The sequence below is a fragment of the Paenibacillus sp. AK002 genome, assembly GCF_053903045.1.
In genome coordinates this window covers 1,922,398-1,948,307 of the sequence record NZ_CP096377.1, presented here as the reverse complement: position 1 = coordinate 1,948,307, position 25,910 = coordinate 1,922,398, and the positions used below count along the sequence as shown (strand labels likewise).

Annotated in this window: 18 protein-coding genes; 5 read left to right on the top strand and 13 right to left on the bottom strand. The window is 53.4% G+C overall.

Annotated elements, in window-relative coordinates:
- Window position 1: 1 nt before the first annotated feature.
- Both M1D70_RS08315 and M1D70_RS08310 read left to right on the top strand, forming a co-directional pair.
- Window positions 2-1,024 (top strand): ATP-binding cassette domain-containing protein, encoded by a 1,023-nt coding sequence (locus tag M1D70_RS08315; RefSeq protein WP_433938981.1) that lies wholly within the window; start codon window positions 2-4, stop codon window positions 1,022-1,024.
- Window positions 990-2,093 carry an ABC transporter permease subunit gene (locus M1D70_RS08310; RefSeq protein WP_433938980.1) on the top strand — a complete coding sequence of 368 codons (1,104 nt, stop codon included), beginning with the start codon at window positions 990-992 and terminating at the stop codon, window positions 2,091-2,093. Before M1D70_RS08315 ends, M1D70_RS08310 begins: the two co-directional genes overlap by 35 nt.
- An 89-nt stretch (window positions 2,094-2,182) precedes the next feature.
- Here M1D70_RS08310 and M1D70_RS08305 read toward each other — a convergent pair whose 3' ends face one another.
- The 8 genes from M1D70_RS08305 to M1D70_RS08270 all read right to left on the bottom strand — a co-directional run bounded on the left by M1D70_RS08305 (window position 2,183) and on the right by M1D70_RS08270 (window position 11,385).
- Window positions 2,183-2,992: an alpha/beta hydrolase gene (locus M1D70_RS08305; protein ID WP_456289613.1), complete on the bottom strand. Its 810-nt coding sequence runs from the start codon at window positions 2,990-2,992 to the stop codon at window positions 2,183-2,185.
- A gap of 56 nt (window positions 2,993-3,048) precedes the next feature.
- Complete coding sequence (locus M1D70_RS08300) at window positions 3,049-3,381, bottom strand: cupin domain-containing protein (protein ID WP_009592192.1); 333 nt, start codon at window positions 3,379-3,381, stop codon at window positions 3,049-3,051.
- A gap of 181 nt (window positions 3,382-3,562) precedes the next feature.
- Complete coding sequence (locus M1D70_RS08295; protein WP_456289612.1) at window positions 3,563-4,681, bottom strand: hypothetical protein; 1,119 nt, start codon at window positions 4,679-4,681, stop codon at window positions 3,563-3,565.
- Window positions 4,682-4,695: 14 nt separating this feature from the next.
- Window positions 4,696-6,105 carry a family 43 glycosylhydrolase gene (locus M1D70_RS08290; protein WP_456290405.1) on the bottom strand — a complete coding sequence of 470 codons (1,410 nt, stop codon included), beginning with the start codon at window positions 6,103-6,105 and terminating at the stop codon, window positions 4,696-4,698.
- Window positions 6,106-6,152: 47 nt separating this feature from the next.
- Complete coding sequence (locus M1D70_RS08285) at window positions 6,153-7,031, bottom strand: carbohydrate ABC transporter permease (RefSeq protein WP_009592190.1); 879 nt, start codon at window positions 7,029-7,031, stop codon at window positions 6,153-6,155.
- Window positions 7,032-7,052: 21 nt separating this feature from the next.
- Window positions 7,053-7,946, bottom strand: coding sequence for an ABC transporter permease subunit (locus tag M1D70_RS08280; RefSeq protein WP_397358998.1), 894 nt, complete (start codon window positions 7,944-7,946; stop codon window positions 7,053-7,055).
- A gap of 150 nt (window positions 7,947-8,096) precedes the next feature.
- Window positions 8,097-9,635, bottom strand: a complete 1,539-nt coding sequence (locus M1D70_RS08275) for an extracellular solute-binding protein (protein WP_036672196.1) — start codon at window positions 9,633-9,635, stop codon at window positions 8,097-8,099.
- Between the two features lie 211 nt (window positions 9,636-9,846).
- Complete coding sequence (locus M1D70_RS08270) at window positions 9,847-11,385, bottom strand: extracellular solute-binding protein (RefSeq protein ID WP_456289611.1); 1,539 nt, start codon at window positions 11,383-11,385, stop codon at window positions 9,847-9,849.
- Between the two features lie 198 nt (window positions 11,386-11,583).
- On the opposite strand from M1D70_RS08270, the gene M1D70_RS08265 reads away from it, so the two are divergent.
- Both M1D70_RS08265 and M1D70_RS08260 read left to right on the top strand, forming a co-directional pair.
- Window positions 11,584-13,896 carry a helix-turn-helix domain-containing protein gene (locus M1D70_RS08265; protein WP_456289609.1) on the top strand — a complete coding sequence of 771 codons (2,313 nt, stop codon included), beginning with the start codon at window positions 11,584-11,586 and terminating at the stop codon, window positions 13,894-13,896.
- A 145-nt stretch (window positions 13,897-14,041) separates the two neighbouring features.
- Window positions 14,042-15,616, top strand: coding sequence for an FAD-dependent oxidoreductase (locus M1D70_RS08260; protein WP_456289608.1), 1,575 nt, complete (start codon window positions 14,042-14,044; stop codon window positions 15,614-15,616).
- Window positions 15,617-15,694: 78 nt separating this feature from the next.
- Here M1D70_RS08260 and M1D70_RS08255 read toward each other — a convergent pair whose 3' ends face one another.
- The gene (locus tag M1D70_RS08255; RefSeq protein ID WP_009592176.1) at window positions 15,695-16,402 is read right to left on the bottom strand and encodes a 4'-phosphopantetheinyl transferase family protein; all 708 of its coding nucleotides are present in this window, start codon (window positions 16,400-16,402) and stop codon (window positions 15,695-15,697) included.
- Between the two features lie 184 nt (window positions 16,403-16,586).
- On the opposite strand from M1D70_RS08255, the gene M1D70_RS08250 reads away from it, so the two are divergent.
- Window positions 16,587-17,348 (top strand): aminoglycoside adenylyltransferase domain-containing protein, encoded by a 762-nt coding sequence (locus M1D70_RS08250; RefSeq protein WP_456289607.1) that lies wholly within the window; start codon window positions 16,587-16,589, stop codon window positions 17,346-17,348.
- 23 nt (window positions 17,349-17,371) lie between these two features.
- Here the strand turns inward: M1D70_RS08250 and M1D70_RS08245 are convergent, their stop codons facing one another.
- From M1D70_RS08245 to M1D70_RS08230, 4 genes are all read right to left on the bottom strand, one after another.
- A complete protein-coding gene (locus M1D70_RS08245) occupies window positions 17,372-17,479 on the bottom strand; it encodes a YjcZ family sporulation protein (protein ID WP_139083963.1) in 108 nt (35 codons plus the stop codon).
- A gap of 908 nt (window positions 17,480-18,387) precedes the next feature.
- The gene (locus tag M1D70_RS08240) at window positions 18,388-23,037 is read right to left on the bottom strand and encodes an S-layer homology domain-containing protein (RefSeq protein ID WP_456289606.1); all 4,650 of its coding nucleotides are present in this window, start codon (window positions 23,035-23,037) and stop codon (window positions 18,388-18,390) included.
- Between the two features lie 124 nt (window positions 23,038-23,161).
- A complete protein-coding gene (locus M1D70_RS08235; protein ID WP_456289605.1) occupies window positions 23,162-24,694 on the bottom strand; it encodes an extracellular solute-binding protein in 1,533 nt (510 codons plus the stop codon).
- A gap of 287 nt (window positions 24,695-24,981) precedes the next feature.
- Window positions 24,982-25,899 (bottom strand): carbohydrate ABC transporter permease, encoded by a 918-nt coding sequence (locus M1D70_RS08230; RefSeq protein ID WP_009592167.1) that lies wholly within the window; start codon window positions 25,897-25,899, stop codon window positions 24,982-24,984.
- Between the last annotated feature and the right edge of the window lie 11 nt (window positions 25,900-25,910).

Genomic DNA, 25,910 nt, shown 5'->3' with positions numbered 1-25,910 from the left:
GATGGATACGGTCATTGACATTCAGGAACTGACGAAGAGTTACCACGACACGAGAGCGGTGGACCGTTTATCCCTTCAAATTAGGCGGGGCGAGATCTTCGGCCTGCTCGGTCCGAACGGTGCGGGCAAATCCACCACGATCCTGATGCTGCTGGGGCTGAGCGAACCGGATTCGGGATCGATAAGCGTGCTTGGCATCAATCCGACAAGAGAGCCGATTCCGGTGAAACGGCGGGTTGGGTACCTTCCGGATGACGTCGGCTTTTACGAGGACCGTACCGGCATGGAAAACCTGATGTTAACCGCGCGGTTGAATCGAATTCCGGATAACCAGGCCCGCGAAAGGGCATTGGAGCTGCTGGAGCAGGTAGGGCTCACGCATGCTGCCCACAAGAAGACGGGGGCTTATTCCCGCGGGATGCGGCAGCGGCTCGGACTTGCCGACGTCTTAATGAAATCCCCCGAAATCATCATTCTTGACGAACCGACCCTGGGCATCGATCCGACAGGTATGGAAGAGCTGCTGCGGTTGATACGGAAGCTCAGCCGCGAGCAAGGATTGACCGTGCTGTTATCGTCCCATCAGCTGCACCAGGTTCAGCAGATTTGCGACCGCGTCGGCTTGTTCGTACGGGGACGACTCCTCGCCGAAGGCGATGTCGGGAGTCTGTCCCGAACTCTGTTTGCGGATGATCCCATTATGATCACGGCGGAGGTGGATGAGCTTGTGCCCGAACTGCGGGATGCCGTCGGCAGCATCCCAGGGGTTCACCAAATCGAAGTTCCGCCTGCCGTGAGCGGTCCGGCTGAATCAAACGACACGCTGACCAGAGACCTGCCAATTAAGGTTCTGATTCGGGCCGATAGGGATTGCAGCCCGGAGATTGCCCGAACGGTCGTAAATGCAGGCGTTCGGCTGTTCTCGCTAAATCGCCAGCAGCACGGCCTGGACGAAATCTACCACCGTTATTTTGCAGGAGGTGAGGAGCATGGCAGAACGAACGACGCCAAGCATACCGGCTAAGCTGACCGGCATGGGCCGCCGGCTGCAAGCCTTATTCGAAAGCAGGAAAAAGGGATCTGCCAAGCCCACCCGGGTCCCCGGAGAAACGGCAGCCGAAAAATCCACCCAACCCTCCATGCCCTCGGCATTCGGCGTGCTTGTCCGCAAAGAAATAGCGGACCATATCCGCAGCTGGCGCTTCATCCTGCTGCTAGGCATCATTGCCTTAACCTGCGTAGCCTCGCTGTATACCGCTATGAACAGCATCCGGGAAGCCCTCGGATCGGAGAACGGGGTCCATGATTTTGTCATTCTGAAGCTGTTCACCATCTCGGACGGCACCCTTCCGACCTTCATCGGATTTGTCGGTTTCCTGGGTCCGTTGCTCGGAATCGGCATGGGTTTTGATGCCATCAACAGTGAACGGAACAAAGGCACGCTCAGCCGAATCATGGCCCAGCCGATTCATCGCGACGATCTGCTCAATGCGAAATTCGCGGCTTCCCTGATCGTCATCAGCATCATGTTTATCACGCTCGGGCTGTTGACCATGGCACTGGGCACCCTGATTATCGGGATTCCGCCTACCTTTGAGGAATTTTTACGGATCATCAGTTTTCTGGTCGTGACGATCTGTTACGTCGGCTTCTGGCTTAATCTGTCCATTACGTTCTCCGTAAGGTTCCGACAGCCGGCCACCTCCGCCCTGTCGAGCATCGCCGTCTGGCTGTTCTTCAGCTTTTTCTTTGACATGATCCTGCAGCTGCTGTCGCGGGGACTGGCTCCCAGTACTGCCTCGGCGACGGTCCAAGATGTCATGAGCTATCAGAATCTGATGCTGTGGCTAAGTCGGCTGTCGCCGTATACCCTGTTCAATGAAGCGACGACCACCCTGCTGATGCCATCCATCCGCAATCTCGGTCCGCTCACGCAGGAGCAGGTGTATGGAGCCATTGCCAGTCCGCTGCCGTTCGGCCAAAGCCTGCTGCTCGTCTGGCCGCAAATTATCGGGCTGGCCGCAGCCACGCTGATCTGCTTTGCCATCTCCTACGTCCTGTTCCTCCGCCAGGAGATTCGAGGCCGGTCCTGATCTTCAGGCTATACGAACAAGCTCATCTGAAGGATTCTTCAGATGAGCTTGTTTTTTTTATCAAGCGTTCTCAAGTTATATGATTTGTTCTACCTTCCTTGCACAACGGCTTGCGACAGGAACCCAATCTTCTGCAGCCAACCCTCGCACAGGCGCGTCCATTGCGAAACACTGGCATCTTCTTCCGCAAGGCCAAGGCCATGCCGGCCTTCCGGGAAAACATGCAATTCGAACGGGATTTGCTGCTTGCTCAGCGATCCGGCATACATCAGGCTGTTCTCGACCGGGACCGCGCCGTCATCCGCGGTATGCCACAGAAAGGAAGGCGGGGTGTCCGGTTTTACCGACCATTCGAGCGACATCGCATTTCTTAAGTCTTCCGCCGGGTCCTCCCCCAACAAATTGGTCATGGAGCCCTCATGGAAGTATTCCTTAAATGAAATGACCGGGTAACAGAGAATGGATGCGTTCGGACGGCAGCCCTGCCGCTCAACGCGATCTTCGGCCTCCGGATTTCCTTCATCGAAATAGGTGCTTGCACTGGCCGCGAGATGTCCGCCGGCGGAGAATCCGAGAATTCCGATGCGTTCCGGATCGATGTTCCATTCCTTGGCATGATGCCTTACGAGCCGAATTGCCCGCTGGGCATCATACAGTGGATAAGGATGCCGGTACGGGGCAACCCGGTAATGAACGACAAATGCCGATAAGCCGATCGAATTCAGCCACAGGGCAACCGGATCGCCCTCATGATCTGCCCGCCGTCCATATCCGCCGCCCGGCAGAACGAGCACGGCTCCGTGTGGTGTTTCTTTTTGTAGAAGATAAGGTGTCATATAGGGCGTGAACGACTCTTCCACCGACGCATATCCTGGTGTATCCTGTTCCCAAAGCTTCATTCTATCCATTCCTTTCCGACTTCATATGATGTCGTTGTCCTTTGAATCGATTTCTTTCAATTGCTGCTCTCTTCGGGTCCAAGCAAATCTAGTCTCAACGGTGTAAACGTATCCAAAAGAGCGGATGGCTCAAGTGCCTTCACGCCATGCTCCGCTCCACCGGGAATGACGATGGTGTCTCCCTGGCGTACAAGGGTTGTCTCGCCGTTGATATAGAATTCAATGGCTCCCTTCAGGCAATAACTCATCTGCTCATGGGGATGACTGTGGAGTGCCCCTTCCGCTCCTGCTTCAAAGTGAACCTCCATCATCATCAGACCGGCACCAGGTTTAAATACCTTCCTCGTCACTCCAGGCTCCGCTTGCTCCCAAACCCCGATCTCCGCCATCCTCGTTCTCCTCTCCTGTGCCAAGCGGCTTATTTTCGCGCCATCGATTCTTCCGTAAACGACCTTTCTACTTCTTCGGCGAAGAGCATGGATTTTCCTATGGCCATCACCAAAAAAATTGAAATGTCCGCACGAAGATGGGTCTTTCTTAATGAGAAGGTCCTTGCCTTCAAACCCGCAACTATATATCTGCAGCTGCCCGAAGATTGGAGAACGCGGAATCGGTCGTATCCAGCTTTCGCTCCTGCAGCCCGACCAGCTCCCGCAGCGAATAGCGGATCAGAATCGCCTGGGTTCCCGCATTCATATCCCCCTCTACCTCTCCTTTGCCCAGCGGAACCGCCTCCGGCATGTCGGGATAATACTCTCCGGGCTTCACCTGGGCCACATTCGGCGACGGCGGGGAATGATCGATTTCCCGTGAAAATCCGCCGTCCGCGCGTTTGAGACGCGCCATATTCTGCAAGGTGATTTCCGCGATGATCCGAACATCCTCCTCCGGGATGCGCAGCTTCATCGATGTCAGGAGACTGATCGGGTTCCGGATATAACACATATCAACGGCCTTCTCGCTTTGCAGCGCACGCATCAACGAATGGTATATTTCCGATATCCGCGGCAAGGGAGCTTGAAACCGATTATAGAACGTCAGCAGCTTGAAGGTTCCCGATATTCGGACATAAGGCGTGCCTTCGCCCCACAGCCCCGTCGCCGGATCTTGTAAACTCGCAAAATACGACAGCGCCTCACGCAAAAACGGCTCCCTCTCATCCTGCGGCATTTGGGATAAATAAGGGGCTGAATTACACAGACGATCGCAGCCGCGCCAGCTGTTCACCAGACTGATCGAGCGCAGCCACTCCGCGTATTCCTCGGGAGAGCGGCAGTATGCCGGAGCCATATGCCGATTGCCCGGCAGCGGGTGCAAGGGGGCTGCACCCAACTTGCGGAGTGCTCCCACGCTGTACCCAAGCGCTCGTCCCACCATCACATCGTCTGTTCTCATATTGGGATCGGCATCATAAAAGTAACCCGTCGCGGGGTCTTGTTTGGACTGAAAAAACCGCACGAGCCCCGCCTTGATGCCATCGGACAGTCTTTGCAGAAGCCCGCATCGCTCGATAATGCCCAATGCCTGCGCGGTCGACTCGATGTCCGGAACGAACGCCTCGGAATCCCGTGAACTGAGGGCATAATAGAAACCGCCCGAAGCCGCGTCGTATTGCCCCTCGAGCCATTCGAAGAAGCCTTCAAACAGCCTGTCGCCGCCTGCCAGAATATCCTCTAACCGCTGTGCCATTTCTACCCCTTCTTTCAGCTGCTTATGACGTTATATGAAAAATTCCGAAAAATCACCCTGCCTTTACCGATGGCATCCAATCCGACGCGGAGACTCTGAAATCCGCCAAACGTGTTATGATGGAACCCTGAAACATCCGCGACCTTGTCGTACCGGATCCACTGCGTCCCCTCGAAGCTGTAATAGAACGAAACGATATGCGCATCGTTAACCAACCGCAGAAATGCCCTGCGAGTATGGTTCGGCATCGTGCCGTATCCCTTGAATGACCGGAAATGCCGGACTCCGCGCTCGTTGACTCCCATGCCGAGATATGCCGCATCGTTGTAATAGAGCAGCAGTCGGCCCTCCGCCGGACCCTCCACGATAATCTCGACCTCTGCTGAGTAACGCTTATGGCCCGCCATGTAGAGCAGCGGAGAAGCTTTGGCTTCCTCGGGTGCTGCTTCGGCTGCCAACTCATGATTCCCCGGACGGAACCGGGTGGAAGGCTCCACGCCTTCGCACTGCCAATGAAGGCCCAGTTCAGATCCGGCAAAGGTATCCCTGAATGAAACGCTTTGATTCACCACATTGATTTCTTCTTTGTCATGCGGCCCATCATGCCGGTCAAGCCTCTCATGGTCTTCCGCAGCATGAAACCACCCGTCCGAGGTCCATTCGATGGGTTCGAGCAACGTCTGCCGACCGAGCGAATGAAATCCGCCCGCATATGCATGGTAGACCATCCACCACTGGCCGTCAGGACTGTCGATCAGCGAGGCATGTCCCTTGGACCACCAGGGCTCCTCCCTGGATTCCGTATGAACGACCGGGTTGTAAGGCGAATGCTCCCACGGCCCCCATGGCGTTCGGGATCTCGACGATACGGCCATATGGCTTGTAGGCGGTCCTGCCGTCCCTCCGACAGCTACCGTCAGATAATAATATCCGTCGCGAACGGTCATCTTCGGCCCTTCCAGGCTGTATGCCTCTACGACCCAATCCTCCGGATACCGCCAGCCGTTATACACATGCCTTACTTCGCCGGCGACCGCGAGCCCGTCTGCCGTAAGCTCTACAAAATCACCGCCCGACATATGCAAATAACGCTTTCCGTCCGGTCCTGCCGTATGCCCCGGATCAATTCCCTTGATCCCCAGATTGATCGGCTTGCTCCAAGGTCCCGCCGGACTGGATGCCGTAACGACCCAATTCGTCCGCCCTGCCGGATAATAGATATAATACCTCCCGTTATGCGCGACGAAATCCGGCGCCCACACATCCCCCTCGTAATGGGGCAGTGCGGCCCCGACCCGGCTCCAATTCAGCAAATCACGCGAATGCCAGATGACGAGCCCGGGCGTCAGCTTGTAGGATGAATGCGTCATGTAATAATCCTCGCCGACCCGGATGACAGACGGGTCCGCATAATTGCCGGCCATGATAGGTGCATGCCGTTTCTTTTCCAACACGCTCCTTCGCCCCCCCTCTATCCCTTGATGGATCCCAGCAGCGCGCCCTTCGCAAAATGCTTCTGCAGGAACGGATACACGCACAGTATCGGCAGCGTGGCAATGACGATGACCGCCATTTTCACCGTCTGCTCCGGCGGCCGGACGAATTCGTCCATGCCGGACGTATCGGCCGTCAAGCCGCTGGCAAGAATGACGATCTGCCGCAGGATGACCTGCACAGGCCACTTGGCCGCGTCATTCAGGTACAGAATCGCCGACATATACGTATTCCAGTAGGTTACCGCATAAAAGAGCGATATCGTTGCAATGGCAGGCATCGACAGCGGAATCACGATTCGGAACAGGATGCCCCAATCGCCGGCCCCGTCGATTTTTGCGGATTCCTCCAGCCCCTCGGGCAGGTTCTGAAAAAAGTTTCGCATGATGATGAGGTTGAAGGCATTGATTGCCGTCGGGACAATCAAGGCCGCATACGTATCGATGAGCCCCATCTCCTTCACCACGAGGAACGTCGGTATCATGCCCCCGCTGAAGAGCATCGTGAACAAGACCATGAACATGATGAAATTTCGGCCATCCAGATCCCTGCGCGACAGCCCGTAGGCCATCAGGCAGGTTAACAGCATGCTGAACAAAGTGCCCAGGAAGGTTACTCCAACGGAAACGCCTAGCGAACGAAAAACCGTATTGGTCGAAAACACGTACTTGTAAGCGTCAAGGGACCATACGGTCGGAAACAGGACGAACTGCTTCTGCGCCAGCTCCGTCACCGTCGTGAACGATCCGGCGATGACGTGAAGGAAAGGCAGAATGGTAACGAGGCCGATGATCGACAGCAGCGTGTAGTTCACGATATCGAAGATTCGGCTCGATATCGTTTTATCTTGTACCATAACGGTCCACCTTTCTCATAATTAATAGATGCCTTCTTCTCCGGCCTTTTTGGCCAGCCAATTGGCCAGCATCACCAGAATGAGACCGATCAGCGATTTAAAGAACCCGACCGCCGTGCTGAAGCTGAACTGTCCTTGCTTCAGACCCGCGGTGTACACATACGTATCGAAAATCTCCGCAACATCCCGATTCATCGAGTTTAAGAGGAGATAGATATGTTCGAACCCAAGCTCCAGCACGTCGCCGATTTTCAAAATCAATAAAACGACGATCACGCTTCGAATCGAAGGGAGCGTGATATGCCACATTTGCCGAAAGCGGCTGGCCCCGTCAATTCGGGACGCTTCGTATAAACCCGGATCGATCGCGGCCATGGCGGCCAAATAAATGATGGTCCCCCAGCCGGCCTCACGCCAGATGATCTGCAGGACATACATCGGCCTGAACCAATCGCTGCTCATCAGGAAATTGATTTTTTCGAATCCGGCCATAACCAGCAGCTCATTGATAATGCCGCGATCCATCGAGAGCATGACAAACGAAATGGATACGATGATGACCCACGACATGAAATGGGGAATGTACACCAGCGTCTGGATAAAGCGTTTAAAGACTTCGCGCCGGACCTCGTTGAGCATTAAGGCAAGAATGATCGGCACGGGGAAATAAAATGCCAGGTTCAAGAAAAACAGCAGCAGCGTGTTGCCTAATATCGTGAAGAACATCGGCTCGGTAAACAGCCGCTCAAAGTGCTTGAGCCCCACCCAGGGGCTGCCCGTTACGCCGAGATAAGCCTGATAATCCTGGAAGGCTATGATCAGTCCCGACATCGGGATGTATTTAAAGATCAGGAAGTATAAAAATCCCGGAAGTATCATGAGATAGATCGCCCGGTTTTTAACGATTCTTCTCATTCGACCGGACTCCGGTATTGTGGGGGCGTCCTTGCGCATCCCGGTCTTCACTGCGGTTTCGCTCATGATCTCAGACTTCCTTTCTGCCCCGAAGCCTGCCTGAGACTGCAGCATTGCAGTCTCAGGCCGTTCGGGATGCTGGCATGTTCGTTATTTGGAAGATTCGTAGGAAACGTTGAACTCATCGATGATTTGCTGACCGCCGCTCTTAAGCCAGTTGTCCACGACGGCCTGGAATCCTGCTTCGTCGAGATCGCCGAGCATGAACCGATACGTGCCGTCCTTGATCATCTCCTGCAGCTGCACGCCCTTTTCGTTAAACGTCTTGGAGTCCAGGGAAGCCGAAGGATCCTCTATGAGATAATCATTGTTCTCCACGATCATTTCCTCAGCCTTCGCTTTAACAGGAAGCATATGCTTCGGCTCATAGAATCCTTCGATCGTTAACGGCCCGCCCACCTGCATCGCTTGATAAGGCTTCACTTCACGATCGGTCAGCTTGGTGTCCTCCGAAGGAACGACCTTGCCTTCCTCCAGCTGGTGGTGCTGTCCTTCCACTCCCCAATAGATCAGGTTGCCGAGCTCAGGGCTCATCAGCTGATCCATGAAGGCAAGCACTCCTTTCAGTTCTTCCTCCGATTTGATGGCTGTTTTCGGAAAGAGTATCACCGAGCCGTAGCCGGGAACCGACCAGATTCCAAAGCCGTTCGGTCCTCCCTCGATTTTATTCTGAACATCGAGCTCCGCATCCGGATTCACTTCGACGACCTTGGGATGCAGGCTGGATACGTCCCCCATCGCTCCGATATAAACGCCCGATTTGCCGGTAATGAACAAATTTTGCTGATCGGTTTTGCTGGTAACCGGGAAATCCTGATTGATCAACCCTTCCTGATGAAGTTTCTTGAAGAATTTCATCGTCTCCATATATTCGGGGAACATGAACTCGGGAGCCAGCTTGCCGTCCTTCTCGCCCCAGTTATTCGGTGTCCCGAGCCATGAGCTTATCGTTTTGAATGCCCCATAGATCAGATCGTTCCGGTCGGTCAACGGAATGGTGTCGTCTTGGCCGTTGCCGTCAGGATCCTTCTCCTTGAACTGCTTCAGCATATTATAGAACTCGTCAATATTGGTCGGAGCGCTGAGCCCAAGCTTGTCGGCCCAATCCTTGCGATAAATGATGCCTTGGCGCGACAAAGGCACTTCACGGTATAACGCATAGATTTTGCCGTCCACCGCCGTGTTTTTTAACACATCGGGTTTCAGCTTGCTGAGGTTCGGGTATTGATCCAGCAGCGGCCCGATTTCCCAGAATTGCCCGTTGCGGATCGCGTCCCGCATATTCACTAGCGAAGCGGCATTCTTCAGATATGTCACCTGCGGCAGCGTTCCGGTTGCGAAGGATGCATTGACCTTTTCGTCGTAAGTGCCGTCCGGCACCCACTGAATGTCAAGCTTGGTGCCCGTTTTCTCTTCCAGCAGCTTCTCAATCATGTCGGAAGGAACTTCAGGGGTGTGGAGGTTGGCCATGATCGAGATGGCAACCGGTTCGCTTGGTTTCTCGCCTTGCGCCTGACCTCCATTTGTGCTGCTGCCGGTTGCTGCAGGGGCGGAGCCGCCGCCACAGCCCGCCAATACGGATAAAGCGGTTACAATTGCCAGGATGGTACTGGCTTTTTTCTTCTTCATCATCTGACCTCCGTTATAATTGGGTTAGGGACTGACAAGAAACAGCTTAGATGACGGAAGCTCGGTGCGTATATAATCCTTCGATTGGATATGGGGAGTTCGGCCGTGCCCGGCATAAGGAGCCGGGGGAATCAAATCTAATGATTACATAGGCAATGGGATCACCAGGCAAGGCACGACAACAAAAAAAACCGCCGGGGAAATCCATCCCCTAGCGGTATTCCTCATGCAGATACGGTCCCACCGTGCTTCGATACGAAGCATCATATTCCTCGATAATCTGGCTTCCCCCTTCTTCAAGCCAACGGTCGATCTCCGCCTGGAACCCCTTCTCATCGATCATTCCCAGCATGAATTGATAGGTGGCGTCACGCATGCGTTCATTCAATCGGACGCCGATCTCGTTATACAGCGGAGATTCCAGCGGTGCGGTAGGATCATAGATGAGGAAGCTTTCATTATCATAAATCAGCCGCTCGGCTTTATCCTTGACCTTATTCGTGTTAACCGGCTCCAGCATGCCCGGTATGGTGCTGAAGCTTCCGGCCATCAAAGCCTGGTAAGGCTTTACGTCCTTCTCCCTCAGCTCAAAAGCATCCACCGCCACCGCTTTGCCATCCTGTACGGTATAGTGGGTGCCCTCGATTCCCCAATACATCAGGTTCGCAAGCTCGGGACTCATTAGCGCATCGTAGAAGGAGAGCACATTCTTCAATTCCTCTTCCGTGGCGATCGCGGACTTCGGAAACAAGATGACCGTTCCGTATCCCTGGGATGCCCATATCCCGAACCCTTCCGGCCCGCGTACCCGATTCTGAACATCGAGTACGGCCTCAGGGTCATTCGCCAGCAGCCGTGACTGCAGAGACAGGACGTCCCCCATCGCGCCGATATAGACCCCGGCTTTCCCCGTAATGAACAGCTCCTGCTGGTCCGTCTTGCTGGTAATCGGAAAATCTTCATTCACCAGTCCTTCGCTATGCAGCTTCTTGAAAAATCTCATCGTTTCCATATACTGCGGAAAGACGAATTCCGGCTGCAACGAATCGTTGTACCATCCCCAATGATTCGGCGTTCCGTAATACGAGCTGATCGTCTTGAAAGCCCCGTAAATCAAGTCGTTGCGGTCCGTCAAGCCGATGGTATCATCGATGCCGTTGTTGTCCGGATCGTTATATGTAAACCCTTTCAGCATTTCGTATAAATCGTCAAGCGTTTCCGGCGCCGGAAGCCCCAGCCGATCCGCCCAATCCTTCCGGTAAATGATGCCCGAGCGGGCCAAGGCACGCTCCTGATACAGGCTGTACAACTTCCCGTCAATAGCGGTATTCCTTAAAACCTCGGGCTTCAATCGCTTTAAATTCGGATAACTGTCAAGATACGGGCCGATTTCCCAGAACAGCCCGCTTCGTATCTCATCCCTGAAGTAGGACAAGGATGCGGCATTCTTGAGATACAGGACTTGCGGCAAGGTTCCTGTCGCAAGCGCTGCAAACACTTTTTCATCATAACTGCCGTCCGGCACCCACTGGATGTCCAGCTGAACGCCCGTTTTTTCCTCGATCTCTTTCTCGATCCGATCGGATGGAATCTCGGTGGTGTGCAGGTTGGCCATCATCGAAATGCGGGTACTGCGATCAAAAGACGCATTTCCGCCATCCGCCCCCGACGAGCGGGCCATGGTGATGCAAGCAGCCGATACCAATAGGATAGCGAGCGTAAGCATAACATAGTTTGACAGACGGGTCATCAATCCGTTCTACCTCCGTTCCCCCATGTTTCTTGCAGATCCCAAGTGACTGAGACGATCATATCATATGTACATCTTTTTTCATGACAAACCAGGATGATCAAATCCAGTGATTATTCATTTTGAAATGATTATTGAATGTAACGGGGGTTGCCCATACAATGATTATACACTTTGTTAAACAGGAAGGTGTACCTATTGCATCCAAAAAGTAGCTTTTATTCTAAAATGGTCCTGTTCGGCTGCTTCATCAGCATCATTCCTCTTGCGGCCCTCGGCTTCTTCTCGTTCATGAAATCATCCACCTCCGTGCAAAACCATGTCAACAGCAGCAACATCCAGATCATGAATCAAACGAACAGCAATCTTGAACAGGTGCTGAGGACCGTAGACTATACACTGAATTACGTCATCAATTCCAACATGCTGCAAAGCGCCTTGTATCGTCCCCTGTCCTATTATGACTTCCAGTTGTATAACAAACTGAGAGAAGAGATGAGTCTGCTGCAGTCTCCCGAAACCAAAGTAACGGACGTCATTCTTGCGAATGCGACAAGCAACTGGCTGATCAATAACCGGGGCATGTACGAATTTAATGAATACGCTTCCAAAGGGACGCTCCTGAAGCTTCTCGAGCTGCAAGGAAACTCCAATTGGATGATGCTGGAGACCGAATCCCTCGGCTCCAGCGATACGCTCAGTTATGCCTGCCCTTATACGATCGCCCTTGTGAAGAAAATGCCGCTCTCCTCTTCCAGCGCCCGGGGCGTCGCGCTTGCCACCATTCCCAGCTGCAGTCTTGCCGCCATGATGGACAGCCCTTCCGAATCCCGGGAGGTCATGGTGCTGGACCACAATTACCGGATCGTTGTGCATCCGGAGCAAAGGAAACTGGGACTATATCTGACCGATACCGGGTATGCGGAGGCGGAGCTGGACCATTTTGACAGCAAATCGGGGCAGTTCGAGACGAAGATCGACAACAGGCAAGTGTCGGTGACGTACGTCCGTTCCGATTTTAACGGCTGGCTGTATGCCTCCTTCACCGAAATGTCCGCCATCACGAAGGAGTCCCGTTCCATCGGCTGGTTCACGCTGTATATCTGCCTGCTGATGATCGGTTTCAGCGTCCTGATTGTATGGCTTGGAACGCGGAAGATGTATACGCCCATCCGTCACATTTTCGAAAATATCGTGGAGCGTCTCCCGGAAATCCAAGCGAACAAAAAGAGCGAGCTGCAAGTCATCGACGAACATATCCGGGATATGTTCAATTCGAATACCAAGCTCCGCAGCGAGCTTCGGCAGACGAGCCAGCAGGTGCGCACCTTTTTCCTCCATAAACTGTTCCTGGGCAAGATCAATCCGCCCGAAGTGATGGAACAGATCGAGATGTTCGGCTTCAAGGAGCAAGTATCCGCATGGGAACAGCTGGCGGTCTTCACCCTCCAGATCGACATGCTGGACGAAACCCGCTATGAACGAAAAGATCGGGATTTGCTGCTGTTTGCCGTCAACAATATTATTGAGGAGATGATCCCCTCCTCCCATCGGCTCCCCTCCGTCATTATCGATCTTACGCAGGTTACGCTCATCGGACGAGGCGGCATCACGCCTGAGGCATTCAACGATTATGTGTATACCCTATCGGAGGAGATCCAGAAGACGACGCGAAATTTCCTGGATCTGGAGGTCAGCATCGGCATCAGCCTGCCTTACGACAACCTGTCCAAAACGTCGCGCGCCTACCAGGAAGGGCTTGAAGCCCTGAAACACCGCATCAAGCTGGGAACCGGCGTCATCGTCCCTTATTTCAGCCTGAACTCCGGCAAGCATACCCGGGTCTATTTCTATCCGATGCAGGTGGAGAACGAGCTGATCGATGCCATCAAGCTGGCTGACGAGGAACGGGCCGTGGAGCTTCTGAGGCAGTGGCTGGACGAGGTGTTTCGCAAGGACCGGACGCCGCATGAGTATCAAATCTCGCTCATCCGGCTGTTGAATGATCTGATGATTGTGATGCAGGAGAACGGGATCATGCTGGAGCAGCTCGACATCCGGGACAGCTCCCTCGTGGAGGAGCTTCTTCGGCTCTACACCAATCCCGATATCGAGAGCTGGTTCAAATCGCGGATCATCCGGCCGATGGTGAGTGTTTTCCGGGATCGCCAGGACTCTCAATACCAGAATCTCTCCGAGCAGATGATCGAGATGATCAGCAAGGAATTCGACCGCAACATTACGCTTGAGGAATGTGCTTCGCGCCTCCATTACAACAATTTTTATCTAAGCAGCGTGTTCAAGAAAGAAACCAACATGTCCTTCAGCGAATACCTGTCCCAATACCGCTTCAAGATGTCCAAGAAATGGCTTGTCGAAACCGATATGCCCATTAAGGATATTGCGGAGAAACTGAGTTACAACAATTCGCAGAACTTTATCCGGTCCTTCCGCAAGCTGGAGGGGATGACGCCCGGGCAATATCGCAGCAAATACAAAACCGGATCATAAGCCTTGTAAAACGGCATCAGATTACCAAAAAAGGTCACCTGTGTCCCGTACTTTTCCTGAGGATGAGCATCTACAATTAGAATAGTCACTTTTTGTGCTGATTGTTGATCATTTACGAAACCATCCCAAAAGGAGAATCTGTGCCATGATACGAGAAATGCAGGCCGATATCGTCATTCTCGGCGGCGGGACAGGAGGAACAGCCGCTGCGCTTGCCGCCGCCAAATCAGGAAAATCCGTCATCATGACCGAGGAAACGACTTGGATCGGGGGACAGCTGACCAGCCAGGCGGTTCCGCCCGACGAGCATCCGTGGATTGAATCCTTTGGCTGCACGCGCAGCTACCGGCAGTTCCGCGAAGGCGTCCGCCAGTACTATCGCGATAATTTTCCCATGACGCCAAAGGCCAGATCCAACGTGCAGCTGAATCCCGGCAGCGGCATCGTCAGCCGGCTGTGCCATGAGCCCCGCACGGCTCTCGCCGTGCTGCACCAAATGCTGGCCCCGTACATTCACAGCGGGCGGCTTACGATCCTGTATCAATATGCGGCGGAGTCTGCCGACGTTTCAGGGGATCGCGTGGACAGCGTAACCGTGCGTCATCTTGAAACCGAGGATCAAATCGTCCTCCGCGCCCCGTTCTTCGTGGATGCCACCGAGCTAGGAGATCTGCTTCCGCTGGCAGGCATCGAATATGTCACCGGTGCGGAGTCCAAATCCCAGACAGGGGAGCCGCATGCCGTCGACGGCGATCCGCTGCCGCAGGACATGCAGGGCTTTACGTATTGTTTTGCCGTCGACTATCTGGAGGGTGAAGACCATACGATTGAGAAGCCTGAGCTGTATGATTTTTGGCGGGAGTATAAACCCGATTTCTGGCCGGATAAGCTGTTAAGCCTGAGCGCCGTCAAGCCGTCGACGAATGAGCCGGTCGAGTATGAGATTTTCCCGGGACACGGCAAGTTCCCGCTTTATCAATACCGTCAAATCCTGGACCCGAAGCATTTTGCCGAAGGTACGTTCGACAGTTCGGTGTCGCTTGTGAACTGGCCGCAGAACGACTACTGGCTGGGTTCCATTATCGATGTGCCGAAGGAAGAGGCCGACCATCATATTGATCAAGCCAAACAGCTCAGCTTGTCCCTGCTGTACTGGCTTCAAACCGAGGTGCCCCGGCCGGATGGCGGACAGGGTTATCCCGGACTGCGTCTGCGTCCCGATGTGGTTGGAACGGAAGACGGAATGGCCATGTACCCTTACATCCGTGAGTCCAGAAGAATTCAGGCCGAGTTCACGGTCCTGGAGCAGCATGTGGCAACCGAATCGCGCCCTGACGGCGTTGCCGAAACGTTCCACGATTCCGTCGGTATCGGCTGTTACCGGATCGATTTGCACCCGAGCACGGGTGAGCGTCCTTACATTGATATCTCTTCCCTGCCATTCCAAATTCCGCTGGGCAGCTTAATACCGAAGCGGATGAAGAATGTGCTGGCTGCCAGCAAGAACATCGGGGTCACCCACATTACGAACGGCTGCTACCGGCTGCATCCCGTAGAATGGAACATCGGCGAGGCCGCCGGATACTGCATCAGCCACTGCCTGGATCATGACATTCTGCCGACGGATGTTCGGAACGACAAAGATAGACTCGCCAGCTTCCAGCAAAAGCTCGTAAGCGAAGGCATCGAGCTGGCATGGCCGGCACTCCGGCCCGTCTGATTCGCCGCCGCTATAGAACCGCTGCAAAAACCAGCTCAAGGACAACGTCCTGAGCTGGTTTTGGTATTTCCTTCCCGTTCATAACTCATCAGCCGTTACGTATTGAATCTGCTCGGGGAAATGGCGGTCCATGCTGCACACCGACAGCTTGTACCCTTCTTCCAGCGCATACTGCTTAAAATAGTAGGTTCCTCCGTTCTCTCCAACCACGGGTGCCCACTCCCATTCACCGCCTTGCCGCTCCATTACAAAAGAATCCAACGGCAAATGCAGGCCTTTGCCAACGGCCTTGATGTAGCTTTCTTTTAGCGTCCATAAATCAAAGAAGCGGAAAAGCCGTTCGGATGGAGGGCAGTTGAGCAGCGCGTTAAACTCGGTTTTATGGAAATACCGTTTGGCAATATCCATATCGATGTTCTCCATTTTCTCGACGTCGATCCCGAGCGGCTCATAGCCGACGGCGCACACGACCCACTGCCCGGAATGGGAGACGTTAAAATGCAGGTTATCATGATCCTTCAAGAATGGTTTGCCGTAAGCGTTTCTGATGATTTCCATATTCATCCGTTCCCGTCCCAGCTTATCCCGAAGCATGCGATGGACCAAGGCATCGCCAAGCACCGAACGCTGGTAATCGCTCGCCCTTCTGAACTTGGACACATACTCCTGTCGGTCAGGGGACAGCGTCTGGAATAAGGCCCGAAACGTTTCGTCGCGGATATGATCCGAATTCCGGATCGCGTAGACCTCCACAGCGCTAGGCTGATTCTCATTAAAAGTGCCCATAACTCCGCCCTTTCTCTAAACATAGTCCCGTGTTCACTTCGATATGTACGTTCCGTTCCCCTGCTTCTTTCCGCTATCCTGCTGCCTTTTCCTCATATACGGGGGAAGGAATGATCATTGACAACGGAAAGACCACCCTACCATAATGGATAAAAATATCGTTTAAATGAAGGTGGGGGTACGATTGGACACGCAATCGGTTTTGGATCAAGCGGTGGACTTGTTTACGGAGGAGCTTGGCAGCCATTTGGTCGGCGTTTACTTGCATGGCTCCTTGGCTATGGGCTGTTTCAACCCGGAAGCAAGCGACGTGGATCTGCTGGTCGTGGCAGCAAGGCAGCCGTCCCGGGAACAATTGAGGCGGCTTGCCAACAAACTCATAGCCCTCCACGATGGAATGGCCAATCAGCAGGGATTGGAACTGAGCCTGGTCCTGGAGTCCAGTCTCCGGGAGCTCGTTTATCCGCCACCATTCGAATTCCACTACTCCGCCTTCCATCGCGAGAGGTATCTGGCCGATGACGATTACCTATGCGGCGGATTCCAAGACGCGGACCTGGCCGCCCATTATACCGTGATCTATCATCGAGGCATTGCACTGTACGGCAAACCCGTTCGCGAGGTCTTCCCGCCCGTGGACCGTTCCTATTACGTCCAAGCCGTCCTCGAGGATGTAGAGAGTGCGGTACAGGATATTACCGCCTCTCCTGTGTATTACACGCTGAACCTTTGCCGGGTGCTGTACTATCTGAGGGAAGGCGTGGTGTCCTCCAAAAAAGAAGGAGGCGAATGGGGGCTTCGCGCACTTCCCTCGCAGTATCACCCGATGATCGAGCATGCCCTGCATCAATATAGCGGCGGAGCCGGGAAACCCGCGGAATCCGCGCCGGATGGACTCGTCGCGTTTGCCGGCGACATGCTGGAGCGAATCCGAAAGGCATTATGATTGACGAGGATGCTCACCATGACTTAAATCCAAAAGGTGCTTAATACAATCACCAACAGGATAAACAATACCAGAACAATGCCTACCGAAGATCCGTATCCGCCGCCGTAGCAGCATTTGTCGTAGCTCATCGATATAAACCTCCTTGTGTGATGGTATGGTACAGTTTATGTAAACGGATGCCCTTAGACAGGGCATTTCGGCAATGATGATCAGAATGTGCATTAGTCCAATATCCATGGCATGCCATGCCTTCTGAACGCACGAAACAGGGTTCGGTACATCCGCTTACCTCCTATTTATTGGAACCTTGTACAGATTCCTGCGTAATATTTACTTTAAGATGCTGATCTCATTCTGAAGCGAGGTGCTTAATATGAAAAAATTCAGGTTTGGAAGAACCCGTATAGAAAACTGGGCAAACATCGTTACCCTCATATCTGATACCCTGTTATATATCCCGCGACTGATGATGAAGCTATTCAACTGAAGGCTGGGTCGATAGCCGCCGCGATGCACTTATACCCCACTTAGATTTAGAAAGTCTATTACAATCTCACGATCAAACAGGGGGGAATCGGTTGAAGCTTATACTCAAACTGTATTCGGAATATTTAACTATCCCACGTCCTTTTCGTTTATTGATTCTGTGGGGTTGGATCATATTATTTATGTCTGTTGGAATTAGATTGAATTGGTTCTTCTAACTCACTTATACTGAACGACTTATAATTTGGAGAGTTTCTTATGGATAAATTAACGATCATATTGGTTAAGTTTCTGACCGTTGTTATTTTCATCCTTCTATTTATCGGGGTTTTCTTGCTCGGGAGATTCGTCGGTAACGCAACTCCTTGGTATGTAACAACCTCCTTACTGATACTGTTGATTGTTAGATGGGTTTACTTAAGAATAAAAAATAATCACTAACGATACGGATCGATAATAATCTATCCGTATTTAATAGGTCGTTACTTTATGGGCGACTCCCTGGTACATAACAAAGACCCGTTCGATAGGATCGAACGGGTCTTTGGCTTTAACGGTTAATAAATTCTGCCATTTGCAGCATTCTGGTTAATACGACCGCTCCTTCAGCACGGGTGGAATGTGCCTTGGGAACGAACTTGTCAGAAGAACGTCCCTCCATCAGACCTGAATGGACGATGGCCGACACGGCCTCTTCGGACCAGGATCCGATGCGGTCACGATCCTTGAACCCTTCCAATATGGAGCCGGAGTCTCCTGTCTCCAGATCCTTGCCGGCAAGCATCAGCGCCCGAAGCAGCAAGACACTCATCTGCTCACGGGTAATCTCCTCGTCCGGACGGAATGTGCCATTGCTGAAGCCTTCGATCAGCCCATTCTCCACAGCCGTAGCGACAGCGGACGCAAACCAATCGTATGCCTTCACGTCCTGGAAGCCCGTGTCGGCTCCCTGATCCTTCAACCCGAGCGCACGGACGAGCATCGCCGTGAACTGCGCTCTCGTGATCGGCTCGTTCGGACCAAAACGCGTATCGCTCAGTCCTTCAATCAATTTTTTCGAGGCCAGCAGCGATACGTCCTCGCGGGCCCAATGACTGCTTAAATCCTCAAATGTCTTCGCATGGGAGACAACGGAATAAACCCCGCTCTCCCTCCATTTGAACTCCGCTTGGGAGGTACCGTTCGATGTGCGAATGAGCGCCGGTACGAAGACCAGCTGGCCGGATGCCGGATCCATCCGCAGCACCGTCATTTGGGATGGACTGGCGACACGGGATAGAACCTTCGTAAACTTAGCGTAAGGTCCTTTCAGTGCCGGAAGTGTCGACAACTTGTCACCTTGCTTCCACGCCAAGGTTATGGCAAGCGGTGCATCCAGCATGGAGGCTCCATCCTCCAGTGCTGCCTTCATCCGGTCCTCTTCTTCTTTCGAAGCAAACCCGACGCGGATCTGCAAGCTTTCCGCCGTCCCTCGCTGCTGCATGGCTTCCGTCAGCGACTGGAGCGGAATTTCCAATCGGCCTTGGGAGGATTCCAACACGATGGAGCCCCCCGGCAGGTCTTTCACGGCAGCGCTCAGCCCTTGAACCGGCAAGTGAAGAACGACGGAATCCGAAGCGTCAGTTACCTTATACGTAAGCAAGCGTGAAGCCGCCGGCAGCTTGCTAAGCCGTGCCACATCATCGAGCAAAGACTTCTCGTTTGCATCCGCTACGATGACCGTCCTGCCGTCCGGTGCCGTCTCTTTCTTGATGTTCAAGCGCTCGGGTTCGGTCGGTTTTGGAGGTGGCGGCGTCGTTCCTCCACCCGGTGAACCGGATCCTCCGCCCGGAGTTCCCGGATCGGATCCGCCGTCTCCCGTAGAAGTCCGGATGACCTCAAACGTCTTGCTGTTTGTTTTGAAGTTGTCAACGAATACGTCCACGGTGATCGAATTGGCGCCCGTTTGCAGCGGCACGTTCGCTGTAAATTCACCTTTAGCCGACAGGGTCGCATCGGCACCGTTCACCTTCACGGCCGCTTGGCCGGGTCCGAGAACTTCGACCAGCCCTGTTAACGCAAGCTGGCTGGCGCGCGTTTCCTTGCCTTCATCGTCCATCAGCCCGCTTAATACGGCCGAACGAACCTGCTCGCCCGTATTGTAAGCATTGGCCACGAGCTGGCGGAGCGTTCTTGTGCCTGACGGATCCAGAGCGGTTATGACAAAACCTCCCGCAGGTATGACGCTGTTATTCTCTTCCGGGGCTCCCCAGCTCCAGTTGATCGCTTGGTTCCGGTTGACTACGCGCGTCACGTGACCCGTGTTATCCACCACCACTTCAACCCCGAAGCGGTTCGTGCCCGTGGAGTATCCGAAGGCTTCCGTCATCACGTTAACGTTGCCCTCGATCCGGTTGATGTTATAGAAATTGCCTTCAAGGAACGAATCCGGGCTTCCCGGCAAGCTCATGCCGAGCTGGTAGTCCTTCACCCACTCCTTATCTTGGAGAGCGGCAGCCGCGATCGGCCAGTTGACCTGGGATGCATCAAACAGCATCAGGCCGTTCGTGGACTTCAGCCCCGCCTGGAATACTTCGCGCTGGACGGCCGGCGCCTGCACGTTGTTCATGGCAATGCCTGCATACAGCGGAATTTCCCCGTTCGTTACGATATTCCCAAGCGTAATGTATTTCTGGATTTCCTGACTGGTCGTTTGATAAGCCCCGATCATCAGAAAATCCAAATACTCGATGTATCCGGTTTGGTAATATTCCTCCGTATACACCGACTCGTCCGGCATGCCGAGTGCGGGATTGAACCGGAAGTTCTTGCTGCCCCAGTTGACGCCGTTTAGATAATACGTCTCATACCAGGATCCTACATAAGAGGATACCTCGATCTTTCTGCCTTCTGAGACTTCATAGGAATCCACCAGCGCCTTCACTTCGCCGAAGAAGCTCTGAATCGTGCCCGAGCGGAATTCCCACCAGTCCTGAATCAGCGGGCCGTATACCCTTACATTGTTTTCATAGGAGAAGATATCGTTTGGCCAATTGACAAGCTGCTTGCCCCGGGCCTGCAAAAACTGCTCGAATTTCACGCGGGTTTCGTCGCTGAAATCGGCCCCTTCGTTGTCATACCGGCTGCGGTCATGTACAACCCCGTCCACGTCGTAATTCTTGATGATTTCCTCGAACGTTCTAAGCTGGTAATCGCGGACCTCGTCATTGGACGGGTTGACGAAAGCTACCAGGCCCTGCTTTTTGCTTTCGCGCAGACGCTTGATCTCGCCGTTGTTTTCAGGGAAATACACGCGTTCTTCCCAGTCGAGGTGGTCGTTCAGCACCGCATACTCGTTATGGGCGATCGATCCTTCGGCAAACACGTTGATCGCCGCATGGATCTCTAATCCCAGGGCATGGCCATGGTCAATGAACTCCTGCAGCAGGTCCAGATCCGGACTTGCCCCCGCCTTTTCGGGTGCCTTGATCTCGCTGACGTAAGGTCTGCCCGTCAAATCGTTCTTTTTGTACGAAACATAGCCTTCAACGCCCTTCACGTCAAACGCGACCGACGTCACGCCCGTTTCCTTGGCTTTTTGCAGAAATGCCAAAACATCCTCGCTGGTTTTGAACTTTCTCGCATTGGATGCCTGGTCCACCCAGAGAATGACTTCTTTTTCCGGAGAAAAACCAGGTCTGGCAAACACGGCCAAATGACGCACATCCTGCTCGATGTCATTCTTCATCACTTTCACTTCGATATAGTTGGTGCCGTTCGTTAACGTATAATTATGAGTGAAGGTGCCATCCGCTTCAAACGGAATCTCGTTCCCGTTCACCAGCAGCTTGATCGCCGCAACATCGTCTATGTTGTCAATGCGCCCCGTGACGGCGGTGCTGCCTTCCGTTACGGTGTACATCGTCTGGTTATCCAGCGTGAGCCGTGCAATGAGGCCGTTGCCGCTCATGATGTCGCGTACCTGAACCACTTCCCCGTTCTTGCGCAGCTTGATCATGTCGCCGACCTTAAAGTTCTCGGCCAAATACCGCTTGATGTTGTTGCCTGCATAGCTGTTGTCCTGTGCCATCAGCACATAACCGCCTTCGGGTATTTCAAGATCGGTCGGTCCGGTCCACACCGGAGGCTTGCCGTTGATCGAAGGATTGACCACTCGCAATACGCGGTTGTTGGCATCCACCTGCACGGCCACATTGGTCTGGGGAATCGTGATGGAGCTGCCGTAATCCCTCGTAAATACCGCCACGATGTTCGGCACGCCCGTGACATCCTTATCGACGTAATCCAGCTTCTTGCGCGGACCTTCGATGTCGATTGTAATATCCTTCGGCGCCGCCTCGACTTCAATATAATCCTGGTTCTCGATCGGTTCGTACACGATGTTCAGCGTTTGAACGGCCAATTCGCCGTCTCCCTTAAACAGCTTTACCTGAGCCGCGTTCGGACCCGGCTCCAAATACACATTCGTGCGGAACACGCCATCCGCCGTAAGCGCCGTTTCATCGCCATTGACGGTTACGCTTAAATCCAGGTCCGCGGCATAGTTCGCCACAAAACCCGCAATCTCAATGACCGGGATATCCACTGTCGCATCGTTTGGCGTAAGCAGATGCAGCTCCGGCGGCAGCGGATCCGGCCCAGGCCCCGGCTGATCCGGCAGGAAATCGGCTGCTTTCACTTCGACGCCCGCGCGCATCAGCTTCACCGAATCTCCTGTTTGGTTTTGATTAAAGAGAGGCTTTTGATAAGCGGATTGCTCCCACGGAAGCGTCCCGCCTGCCACGACAACATAACCGCCGGCCGGAATCGGCAGCAGCGTGCCCGGATCCCAGGCAGCCGGAGGATCGGCGTCCGGTCCGAGAATGTCCAGCACTTGACCGCCGGCATCCACCGAGACCGCGACATGTAGCGTGGGAACCCATACCTCATCGGTGTACACGGAGCCCGTAACCGAAGCACCGCTCGTGTACAGCGCCAAGTAGTCATTTTGGCTCTTCAGCGCGTCGCCTGCAACGTTGATATCCGTGAATTCCAGACTGTTTCCGCCTTGGGAGACCAGCGTAACCGGCTCGGGAACCGCGCTTTGAGCCGGGGGAATTTCGTTATCCGCGAACGCGGAAGAACCAATCGGCACGATGAGCGATACGATCAGCGACAAACTGAGGAGCAGCGCGATTCGCCTGCGAAATAAACGATACATCAAGGAATACCACCCTTCTTTTATTCAGAATGAACGATCACGTGAATATAAATTCAACAGTCACCCCCTTTACGAATTTTGAAAAAGCAGCTGCTTGCGCAGACTGCTTTTTCGTTTAGGTCATTTACTTCGTGGATTGAAACCATTCATTTGCCGCGGCCACCATATCGGCTCCACCTTCGGCTCTCCATTGAGCCAGGAATTGATCGTAAGCATCAATCGGCTTCGCTCCGGAAATGAATTGCAGCACATTGTCATCGAGCATGGTCGTCAACTTCAGCAGGTTTTTGGATACGGCTTCAATCGGCGGTGCCGTTGACATCGGATCCACAACGATGATGCCTTCGGCATTCTTCTGGAAGGCTTCGAAATGCGCTTGCAGAATCGGATCTTTACGTACGCGTGCCTGCCAGTAGATCGGGTATTTCTCTTCGTCTACCCCTGTCAGGAAGCTGCTTGCATTACTCAATTCATCATTGAAAATCGGCAGAATCGGATAGTATTTTTCGTCTTTCACTTCATAGTGGACGCCTTCTTTACCCAGCGCGATGCCTTTGAAGGTCTCCGGCTCCATCTTCGCGTTCAGGAATTCCATGGCGGCTTCCTTGTTCTTCGAGGATTTCAGGATGGCTACATACCAAGTGGTATTCGCTTTCGCTCCGACCACGGCTTTGCCGTCCTTGCCTTTCAGATAAGGAATGATGGACGTTTTGGCTTCCGGGAAGTTTTTCTCCAGTGCGGCAATCGTCGTGCCTGCGTTCCACCATGCCAGCTTATACATCGCCGCATTGCCGCCCGAGAATTTCTCGATGGACTTTTGCGCGGTATTGATCGGCGTTTCGGTGTCCAGCAGACCCTCTTTGTACAGTTTGTTCATAAAGGTGATGTATTCTTTCATTTCCGGCTGCTCGGCGCGATGCACCAGCTTGCCGTCGACCTCTTTCCAATCGGTCAAAATGCCGAATGTCGTTGCGATATCGCCATACAGGGAGTCCTTGCTCATGGTGAGCGGAATGACTTTTTTCTTCTCTTTGATCGTTTTGAGCACGTTGTACAGCTCATCGGCGGTCGTAGGCGTAGCCAGCCCCAATTCATCCATCCAATCCTGTCTGACCACAAGCTCTTCCCCGATGCTTACGCCCGCGCCGGTTTCAGGAATGCCGTAGATCTTGCCGTCGATTGTTGCACTGCCGAAGGATTCTTGTTTAATGGACTGTTTAATGTAGTTGCCGTGGGCTTCCAACAGCTCATCGATCGGCTCGAGCGCTCCCGCAGAGGCCAGATTGTAGAACTGGGCCGCATTCAATTTCACCAGATCATAGTTATCTTTGCTAGACACGAGCAGGTTCAGCTTCTCGTCCGCGTTCTCGGCCGGCAGCAGCTCGTATTCCACGTTGAATCCGGTTCTTTCCTGGATGTACTTGGCCACGTATTCGGTCTTCGGATCAAACAATCCATATTGCATGATCATGCGCAGACCCGGTTTTTCAGCCGTTGTGTCTTTGTTTCCCTCGTCTTTCGGGGTGCTTGCCGGTGTGTCCGATGGCTGAGCCGCCGGCGTGTTCGTCGTGCCGCCTCCCCCGCCGCCGCATCCGGACAGCGCCAGCGTGAATCCGAGAATCCCGGCCAGTACCGCGGATTTTTTAATCTTGATCATGGATAACCCTCCTTGTGATTGAGAAATTCAATGAATTCTGCCAGCTGAGCAATACGAAGCGCATCACCACCTTTAAGATAACCCCACAAATTGGGGCCTTGCTCCGAAGTCCATTCAGGTACTTTGCGGGGACCCCGGAAATTATAACTTCTATAATGTTAAGAAAAACGTCTATCACGTACTCTCAAAGAAGACAGACCGCGTGAAGCGGTAGTTTTTCTTGCGATACCAGGCTGCAGATCCTCCAAAGTTTATACTTTCTGATATCTTCAGAAAACCTGATGACCCTAACCTTTAACCGAACCCACCAGCACGCCTTTGACAAAATACTTTTGCAGGAACGGATACACCAGCAAAATCGGGATCGTTGCCAGCAGGATCGAGGAAGCTTGTATGGACTGCGGCGTTGCGTTGATCGCGGCGTCGACATTGTCCTTCAGGAAATCCCCGCTGGACGAAACCAGCAGTTCCTTCAGGTACAGCTGCATCGGTTTGATCGCCGGATCGGTAATGTAGATCATCGCTGCAAAATAGTCGTTCCAGAAAGCAACCGCGAAGAACAATCCGATCGTTGCCATGACGGGGAGCGAGAGCGGCACGATGACCGAAACCAAAATGCGGATGTTCCCCGCGCCGTCCAGCTTGGCGGATTCCTCCAGCTCATCCGGAAGACCTTCGAAATAGTTTTTGATGATCAGCATGTTGTACACGTTCACCATCGCCGGCAGGAACAACACCGGGAAGGAGTTCACCAGATTCAAATTCTGCATGAGCAGGTAAGTCGGAATCAGTCCGCCGCTGAAGAGCATCGTGAATACGAAGATCAACAGAAGGCCTTTCCGTCCGCGCAGCCGGTATTTGGACAACGGATAAGCCGTCAGCGTGGTCAAAAACAAACTGCAAGCCGTTCCGACGATCGTCAGAAAGATGGACACCTTGAGCGAATTCAAGAACATGGAATCCTGCAGCACGTACTTGTACGTTTCGAATTGAACCCCGACCGGGAGCAGCCCAACCTGACCCGATATGACGGCTCCCTCGCTGCTCAGGGATTTCGCGATCAGGTTCATGAAAGGCAGCAGGGTCGTTAAACCCATCACGATGAAGAACGTATAATTGAATACCGAGAAGCATTTTTCCGAGAACGACGTTTTGATGACACCTCGGGTGGTGTTTGTTCCTTCCAAAGCTTTTTTGTGATCCATTTGTGCCACCC